Origin of the sequence: Inquilinus sp. (genome assembly GCF_039594555.1) — a bacterium.
Lineage (GTDB): Bacteria > Pseudomonadota > Alphaproteobacteria > DSM-16000 > Inquilinaceae > Inquilinus.
On sequence record NZ_JBCNNF010000320.1, the window covers coordinates 1 to 7,871 of the forward strand.

General features: G+C 68.4%; 8 protein-coding genes. 6 read left to right on the top strand and 2 right to left on the bottom strand.

The window, feature by feature from the left end:
* From ABDW35_RS26840 to rnk, 3 genes are all read left to right on the top strand, one after another.
* The coding region (locus ABDW35_RS26840; RefSeq protein ID WP_343716920.1) for a PfkB family carbohydrate kinase at positions 1 to 390 on the top strand (390 nt) is incomplete at its 5' end.
* Between the two features lie 250 nt (positions 391 to 640).
* The gene (locus tag ABDW35_RS26845; RefSeq protein ID WP_343716921.1) at positions 641 to 2,713 is read left to right on the top strand and encodes a M10 family metallopeptidase C-terminal domain-containing protein; all 2,073 of its coding nucleotides are present in this window, start codon (positions 641 to 643) and stop codon (positions 2,711 to 2,713) included.
* 368 nt (positions 2,714 to 3,081) lie between these two features.
* Complete coding sequence (gene rnk / locus ABDW35_RS26850) at positions 3,082 to 3,492, top strand: nucleoside diphosphate kinase regulator (protein ID WP_343716922.1); 411 nt, start codon at positions 3,082 to 3,084, stop codon at positions 3,490 to 3,492.
* Between the two features lie 22 nt (positions 3,493 to 3,514).
* Here rnk and ABDW35_RS26855 read toward each other — a convergent pair whose 3' ends face one another.
* Positions 3,515 to 4,168 (bottom strand): hypothetical protein, encoded by a 654-nt coding sequence (locus ABDW35_RS26855; RefSeq protein WP_343716923.1) that lies wholly within the window; start codon positions 4,166 to 4,168, stop codon positions 3,515 to 3,517.
* A 78-nt stretch (positions 4,169 to 4,246) separates the two neighbouring features.
* On the bottom strand, positions 4,247 to 4,960 hold the full coding sequence (locus ABDW35_RS26860) for an HAD family hydrolase (protein WP_343716924.1): 714 nt from the start codon (positions 4,958 to 4,960) through the stop codon (positions 4,247 to 4,249).
* A 119-nt stretch (positions 4,961 to 5,079) separates the two neighbouring features.
* On the opposite strand from ABDW35_RS26860, the gene ABDW35_RS26865 reads away from it, so the two are divergent.
* The 3 genes from ABDW35_RS26865 to ABDW35_RS26875 form a co-directional block, all read left to right on the top strand.
* Entirely contained in the window at positions 5,080 to 5,949 is an 870-nt protein-coding gene (locus ABDW35_RS26865; protein ID WP_343716925.1) for a sugar ABC transporter permease, read from the top strand.
* Positions 5,946 to 6,965, top strand: coding sequence for a carbohydrate ABC transporter permease (locus ABDW35_RS26870; protein WP_343716926.1), 1,020 nt, complete (start codon positions 5,946 to 5,948; stop codon positions 6,963 to 6,965). Before ABDW35_RS26865 ends, ABDW35_RS26870 begins: the two co-directional genes overlap by 4 nt.
* Positions 6,966 to 6,988: 23 nt before the next feature.
* Positions 6,989 to 7,871: extracellular solute-binding protein (locus tag ABDW35_RS26875; protein ID WP_343716927.1), on the top strand; the 883-nt coding region annotated here is incomplete at its 3' end.

A 7,871-nucleotide genomic window follows, 5' to 3' on the forward strand; every position in this document is an offset into this window, starting at 1 on the left:
GTGGACTATCTGACCCCGAACGAGACCGAGGCCGAGAGCCTAGTCGACTTCGCGGTCGACAGCGGCCAGCAGGCGGCGCGGGCGGCGGAGGTGCTGCTGGGCAAGGGCGTCGGCACCGTGATCGTCACCCTCGGGGCCAAGGGCGCGCTGCTGAAGAGCCGGTCGGAGACCACGCATGTCCCGGCCTTCGCGGTTGGGCCGGTGGTCGAGACCGCCGGGGCGGGCGACGCCTTCAACGGCGGCTTCGCTCTGGCGCTGGCCGAGGGCCGCCCGGTAGCCGAGGCGGTGCGCTTCGGCTGTGCCGTGGCCGGCATCTCGGTGACCCGTCCCGGCACCGCGCCGTCGATGCCACAGCGCGGGGAGGTCGAGGCGCTGCTCCGCGGCGCCTAACGGGTCCGTACCTCATCCTGCGCCCTCCGGCGGCGTTCGCCGGAGCGCTTTCACGGAGTGACTATGATTTTATGCAAAATGAGATCGAAATAACTGAGAAATATAGGTGCAATTGACCAGTAGTGATTCCTGCTTATCTGCATAAATTCTTATTCTCCTCCGAAATACGTGGTAGCCTCGAAGTAAGGGGCTCTAAGCCGTCAAGAGAACGGTGCGTCTGGGGAAGTTCAAATCCCTGGTGGAGGAGACGATGGCTTCTACGGATCTCTTGGGTGATGTGCTGGGCGGTCTGGGAGACCTGCTCGGCGGATTGCTGGGCGAGGACGGCCTGCTGGGCGGCGTCCTGACCGGCGTGGGCGGTCTGCTCGGCGGCATTCTCGGCGGTGTCGGCGGCCTGCTCGACGGTCTCCTGGACGGCCTGATCGGCGGCCTGCTGGGCGGCATCCTCAGCGGCGCGCTCGGCGATCTCCTGGGCGGGCTCGGCGAAGCCGGCGGCCTGCTCGGAGAGCTGCTGACGCCCGAGCTCGTCACCGGCATCGTGTCGGACCTGCTCGACGGCATCACCGGCCTGCTGGGCAACATCCTGACCGGCGGCCTGCCGATCCTGGGCCTGCTGGGCGGGCTGTTCGGCGATGACGGCCTGCTCGGCGCCCATGGGCTGGTCGGCGCCCTGCTGGGCGCGGACGGGCTGCTGACCCACCTGGTCGACATCCTGCAGAACTCGGGCGACCTGGTCGGCGCGCTGCTCGGCAATGACGGGCTGCTGGGCGGGCTGGTCGACACGGTCGGCGGCATCGCCGACGGGCTGGTGGGCGAACATGGGCTCGTCACCATCCTGATCGGCGGCGTGCTCGGCGATGTCGGCGGGCTGTTCGACGACCTGACCGTCACCGGCATCATCAGCAGCCTGCTCGACCCGGACGGGCTGATCGGCGGCATCCTGGCGGGCATCGGCGTCAGCACCGATCTCGGCGAGATCATCGGCGGCATCTTCGCCCAGCTGCCGGGGCTCGACGTGCTCGACAGCCTGCTGACCGACGGCATCCTCGGCGGGCTGCTCGGCGGCGTGCTGGGCGACAATGGCAGCGGGCTCACCGACCTGCTGACCGGCATCCTCGGCAGCCTGTCGCCCGACGTGCTGCTCGACGACCTGCTGGGCGACGGCGGCGTGGCGGGCCTGCTGCAGAACGTGCTGGGCGGCGCCACCGGCGTGCTCGACACGCTGCTGACCGACGTGCTGGGCGGCGTGCTCAGCGGCAGCATCCTGGAGGGCGACGGCGGCCTGATCGGCAACCTGTTCGGCGAGTTCGGCATCCTCGGCGGCGATCAGTTGGGGCTGCGTGGCTCGCTCGGCGACGGCCTGGTCGGCGACGTGTTCAACACCCTTCTGGACGTCGGCGTGCTGGTCGCGGGCGGCGAGGTGATCAAGGTCGCCGGCCCGCTGGCGATCGCCGGCACGGTGGCCGACCTGCTGGCCGGCGACAACGGCCTGCTGCACGGTCTGGTGCCCGAGGCGGTGATCAACCAGTTCTTCGGCGAGCACGGCGTGCTCGGCGCGGGGCTGGAGAGCCTGGTCGGCGGCGAGAACGGGCAGGACGGCCTGCAGGCCGTGCTCGACATGACGCTGACCAATACCTCCGATGTGGTGCAGGACCTGAAGGAGGTGATCGACGACCTGCAGGACATCGGCGGCGTACCGCAGCTCGACGCCCTGATCCAGCTGGCCGGGACGCTCGAAGGCATCGTCGACACCGCGGCCGGGGTGCTGACCGACCTGCATGGCGCCTTGCGTGACATCAACGACATCCGGGTGGGCACCGCCGGGGCCGACACCATCGACGGCTGGCTCGGCGACGACCAGCTCGACGGCGGGGCCGGCAACGACCAGCTCTCCGGCGGCACCGGCAGCGACCTGCTGAAGGGCGGGGCCGGCAATGATGTCATCAAGGGCGGGCTGGGCGCCGACATCCTGATCGGCGGGGCCGGCACCGACACACTGACAGGTGGCGGCGGCGCCGACACGTTCCGCTTCCTGGCCAGCTCGGAGTTCGCGGTGGGCAACGGTCGCGACGTGATCACCGACTTCCGGCACGCCGAGGGCGACAAGATCGACCTGTCCGCGATCGACGCGAACAGCAATTTCCTCGCCTTCGGCAACCAGGCTTTCACCTTCATCGGCAGCGCGGCCTTCCACAATGTCGCGGGCGAGCTGCGCTTCGCCGGCGGCATCGTGGCCGGCGACACCAATGGCGACGGGCGGGCGGATTTCGAGATCCGCGTCGAGACCCACGGCACCCTGGTGGCAGCCGATTTCGTGCTCTGACCAGGCTTAAGACTCCCTCCGGCCGCGCGGCGTCCCCCCGCGCGGCCTTTTTCATGGGCGCCACGGATCCGGCGCGCCCCGGTTGATTTCCGCGGCCCGGGCGCCTATTTCTGTTGGTATGAGAACACCGTGGACGAAGCTGCTGGCGGCGTATCGAACGCCGCTTCACGCCCGGGGCTGCTGACCTCGGGGGCGATGCCCCCAGGCCCGAGCCGCCCCGTCGTCCGTTCTCGCCCGGTCGCACGCCGCGACCCCGTTCTCCCAGCCTCACCAGACTTCGCGACCCGGCCCTCTCCGAAGCGCCGATCGCATCCGAACCCTCCGGACATGACCCCGGAGCAAAGTGCCCAGAAGAAAGGAAACTCGGCATGTCCCGCAGCAGCCTGCCCAAGCGTCCGGAGATCCACGTCACCGCCGGCGATTACGATCGCCTCGCGGCGCTGGCCGACGCCGCGGCGGACACCTTCCCCGCGGTCGCCGATTTCCTGGCGGACGAGCTCGACCGGGCCCAGATCATCGAGGGCGCCGCGGCCAAGGGTGTGGTGCAGATGCACTCGACCGTCACCTATCGCGACGCCGCGACGGGCGAGGAGCACACCGTGACCCTGGTCTATCCGGAGGAGGCAGATATCGAGGCCGGCCGGCTGTCGGTGCTGACCCCGGTCGGCGTGGCGCTGATTGGCCTGCGCCGGGGCCAGACCATCACCTGGATCACCCCGTCCGGCAAGCCGCGCAACCTGACCGTGACCAAGGTCGAAGCTGCGCGGGCTGCCGCCTGACCGAGGAGGGGAGGGGCCGTGGTTACGGCCCCTCTGCCAGCTTCAGCGGCACCGTGATCGGGTCGTCGCTGCCGTAGTAGTCGTCGCTCATGGCGAAATGGACGTCGAGGTCGCCCGGCCCGGGGAAGAACAGCTGGCAGAAGACGCGCGTCTCGTCCGAGCCTTCGGGCAGAACGATCTCGTAATGCGAATCGAAGTCGGGGCGGCGGAAGGTCGACTGGTCGACCGTAACCTCGATCGACAGCGTGACGTCGCGGACCAGGGGCCGGTACCGGCTGTCGAAGTCGAACATCAGCTGCCGGTTGCCGCGCAGCGTTACCTGCTGCCCCGGATCGACCGGCTCGATGTCCCAGTGCCAGGGTGGATTGCCGGAGCGGAAGGCCATGAAGTCGTTCGCCGCGATGCAATCTCGATGCGGCGGGGCGAATGACCCGATGGCCTGCTGCAGCGCCGCCCAGCCTGACGCCGGTCCGGACGTGCTGGCGGGATCGGCCGGCCCGCCCGGCGGCGTGTAGTCGACCGTGGCGATCCGGACCGTGTTCGCCCGCTTGCACAGCACGCTGGTGTAGGTGCAGACGAGGTTGCGTCCGGCATCGAGCTGCGTCAGCCCGGTGACGATGGCGATGACCAGCCCGACGCCGGCTATGATCAGCCCGGTTCCGCCCTCATCCGCCATCGGTCCGCTCCGGATCCCACCCGTGCTTCAGACGATGAGGCCGCTCGGCTCCGCTGGCAATGGGCCGCCGGATGAAGGCTAGCCGCGCAGCCCCGCCACCAGCCCGGCCAGGTCGTCCATATGCGGGCAGATCAGCCTGGCCCCGGCGGCGCGCAGCCGGTCGGCATGGCCGTCGCGGATATGACGGCCGCCGAGGAAGCCGATCACCGTCATGCCGGCGGCGACGCCGGCGGTGGTGCCGGTGACGCTGTCCTCGATCACCAGGCAGCGGGAGGGATCGGCGTCCAGCTGCGCGGCGGCGTGCAGGTACAGGTCCGGCGCGGGCTTCGGCCGCTCCACCGCCTCGGGCGTGTAGACATGGTCGCCGAACAGCGCGGTCAGGCCGGCGATCTGCAGCGACCGGCGCACCCGGTCGAGATGGCTGTTCGAGGCCACCGCCATCGGCAGGCCCAGCTGCTGCAGCGCCGGCAGCACGCCGGGAATGGCGTCGAGGCTGAGCGCCAGCGCGTCGTCGATCACCCGCGCCATGCGCGGGCCGATATCCTCCGGGAACACCGTGCCGAAGCGTGCCGCCACCTGGCGCACGATGTGCAGGTCCGGCGTGCCGACCAGCTGTTCCACCAGCTCCTCGACCGGCGCCTGCGGCTCGTACTGTGCGATCAGTTGCGCCACTGCCCGGCAGGCGATGATCTCGCTGTCGACCAGCACCCCGTCGCAATCGAAGATCACCGCCGCGATGCCGCCGGCCTTCGGGGCGGGGGCGGCAGTCCGTACGGGGTCGACGGTGTCCATCACATCCTTCTCCATCCGGTTCCGCCGGTTGCGTCGGCGGGGCGAGTCACCATAACGTACGACAAGTCAAAGACGCCGCGCGACGACAAGCGCGGGCAGGCGAGGGGGAGGCACGGACTTTGCGGGAGCCGATCAAGCACGCCTTCATCTGGCCTGCCTTCCTCGTCGTCCTGCTGGTCGGCATCTTCCCTCTCATCTACTCCCTGACCATCAGCTTCCAGAGCATGCGGCTGGTGCCGCCGCTGCCGCCGCGCTTCGTCGGCTTCGACAACTACGCGTCGCTGCTGGCCAATCCGCGCTTCTGGGCCACCGTGCAGACCACCGCCACCATCGTCTTCCTCTCGGTCGCGGTGCAGTACGTGCTCGGCTTCGCCATTGCGCTGGCGCTGCATAGCAAAATTCCCGGCGAGCGTCTGTTCCGCGTCGGCTTCCTGCTGCCGATGCTGATGGCGCCGATCGCCGTGTCGCTGGTCGGCCGCATGCTGTTCCACTCCACCGTCGGCCCGGTGAACGACCTGTTCACCTGGTTCGGCTTGCCGAACCTGCCGTTCCTGACCGACGCGACCTGGGCGCTGGGCACCATCATCGCGGTCGAGGTCTGGCAGTGGACGCCCTTCGTCATCCTGATGATGCTGGCCGGGCTGCAGAGCCTGCCGCAGGACGTCTACGAGGCGGCGCAGCTGGAGAATGCCAGCGCCTGGCAGCAATTCTGGGGCATCACCTTCCCGATGCTGCTGCCGATCTCGGCCGCCGTCGTCTTCATCCGCATCATCGAGGGCTTCAAGATCATCGACACGGTCTTCGTCCTGACCGGCGGCGGCCCCGGCGTGTCGACCGAGACCCTGACCCTGTTCGCCTATCAGGAGGGGTTCAAGAAGTTCAACCTCGGCTACACCTCGGCGCTGAGCTTCCTGTTCCTGATCGTCATCGTCGTCTTCGGCACCATCTACCTGGCGGTGCTGAAGCCGCATCTGGAGAAGCGGCGATGACCCCCTCCCGGTCGAAGCGCGGCCTGATCTTCCTGCTGTGCCTGGGCTGGTTCGTGGTGACGCTGTTCCCGATCTACTGGACGCTGATCACCTCGTTCAAGCCGCCGACCGCGGTCAGCGGCGGGCCGACCTACCTGCCCTGGATCGATTTCGAGCCGACGCTGCAGGCCTGGATCGACGCCCTGTCCGGCGTTCGCGGCAACTTCGTCACGCCCTTCGTCAACTCCACCCTGATCGGGCTGGCCGCGACCGTGCTGTCGGTGGCGCTGGGGTCGATGGCGGCCTATGCGCTGGTGCGCTTTCCGTTCCAGGTGCGGCTCTTGGCCGGCCTCGCCTTCGCCGTGGTCGCAATCGGCGGCTTCCTCTTGCTTCAGAACGTGCTCGGTCTCGCTCGGGTGCAGGCGCTGGGCGGCGCGCTGGTGGCGACGCTGGCGGTGTCGATCGGGCTCAACGCGCTGCGCCTGCCCGGCCCGGTGCTGGACAATGACGACGTGGTGTTCTGGTTCATCAGCCAGCGCATGTTCCCGCCGATCGTCACGGCGTTCGCGCTCTACCTGCTCTATTCCGAGATCGGCAAGGCCGGGCTGCCGCTGCTCGACAGCTTCTGGGGCATGACCCTCTGCTACACCGCCTTCTCGCTGCCGATCGTGGTCTGGCTGATGCGCGACTTCTTCCAGGCCCTGCCGGTGGAGATCGAGGAGGCGGCGCTGGTGGACGACGTGCCGCGCTTCCGCATCTTCCTCGAGATCGTGCTGCCGATGGCGCGGCCGGGGCTGATCGCCACGTCGATGATCACGCTCAGCTTCGTCTGGAACGAGTTCCTGTTCTCGCTGTTGCTGACCGCCGGCAGCTGGCAGACCCTGCCGATCATGCTGTCGGGGCAGAACTCCTACCGCGGCGACGAATGGTGGGCGATCTCGGTCGCCGCCATGATCTCGATCGGCCCGATGATGGTGATGGCGATTTTCCTGGCCAGGCTGATGCGATCCGGCCTGCTGCTGGGCAGCATCCGATGATCGCGACACAGGGAGGGAGGACAATGAAGAGCATGCTTTTCGCAGCGGCCGGCGCCCTGGCGCTGACCGCGGCGCTGCACGGCCCGGCCGCCGCGGCCTGCGACCCCGACTATTCCGGCGTGACCCTGACCGCAGGGTCGCAGACCGGGCCTTTCATCGCCCTGGCGCTGCAGATGGCGGCCAAGACCTGGGAGCAGAAGACCTGCGGTAAGGTCAATGTCGTCGAATTCCCGTTCGGCGAGCTGTACCCGAAATACCTGACGGCGATGACGGCCGGCGAATCCACCTTCGACGTCATCACCTTCGCCCCGGCCTGGATGCCGGACTTCTCGCCCTATCTGTCGGAGATGCCGGAGTCGGTCCGCCAGGGCAAGGATTGGGAGGACATCGCCCCGGTCTATCGCGACCGGCTGATGGTGTGGGACGGCAAGCACCTGTCGCAGACCATCGACGGCGACCTGCACACCCTGTCCTATCGCCGCGACCTGTTCGACGACCCGAAGGAGAAGGAGGCGTTCAAGACCAAATACGGCTACGACCTGGCGCCGCCCAGGACCTGGAAGGAATATTACGACATCGCCGAGTTCTTCACCCGGCCCGACCAGAAGCTGTGGGGCACGGCGGAGGCGTTCCGTCGCGGCGGCCAGCAGTTCTGGTTCTTCTTCACCCATGCCGCCAGCTACACCAACGACCCGCAGAATCCGGGCAGCATGTTCTTCGACCCGGAGACGATGGACGCGGCGGTGAACAACCCCGGCTGGGTCAAGGCGTTGGAGGACTACATCAAATCGGTGAAGTTCTCGCCGCCGGGCGCGCTGAACTTCTCCTCCGGCGACATCCGCACCGCCTTCTCCGGCGGCCAGGTGGCGATGAACTTCGACTGGGGCGACACCGGCGTGATCGCCG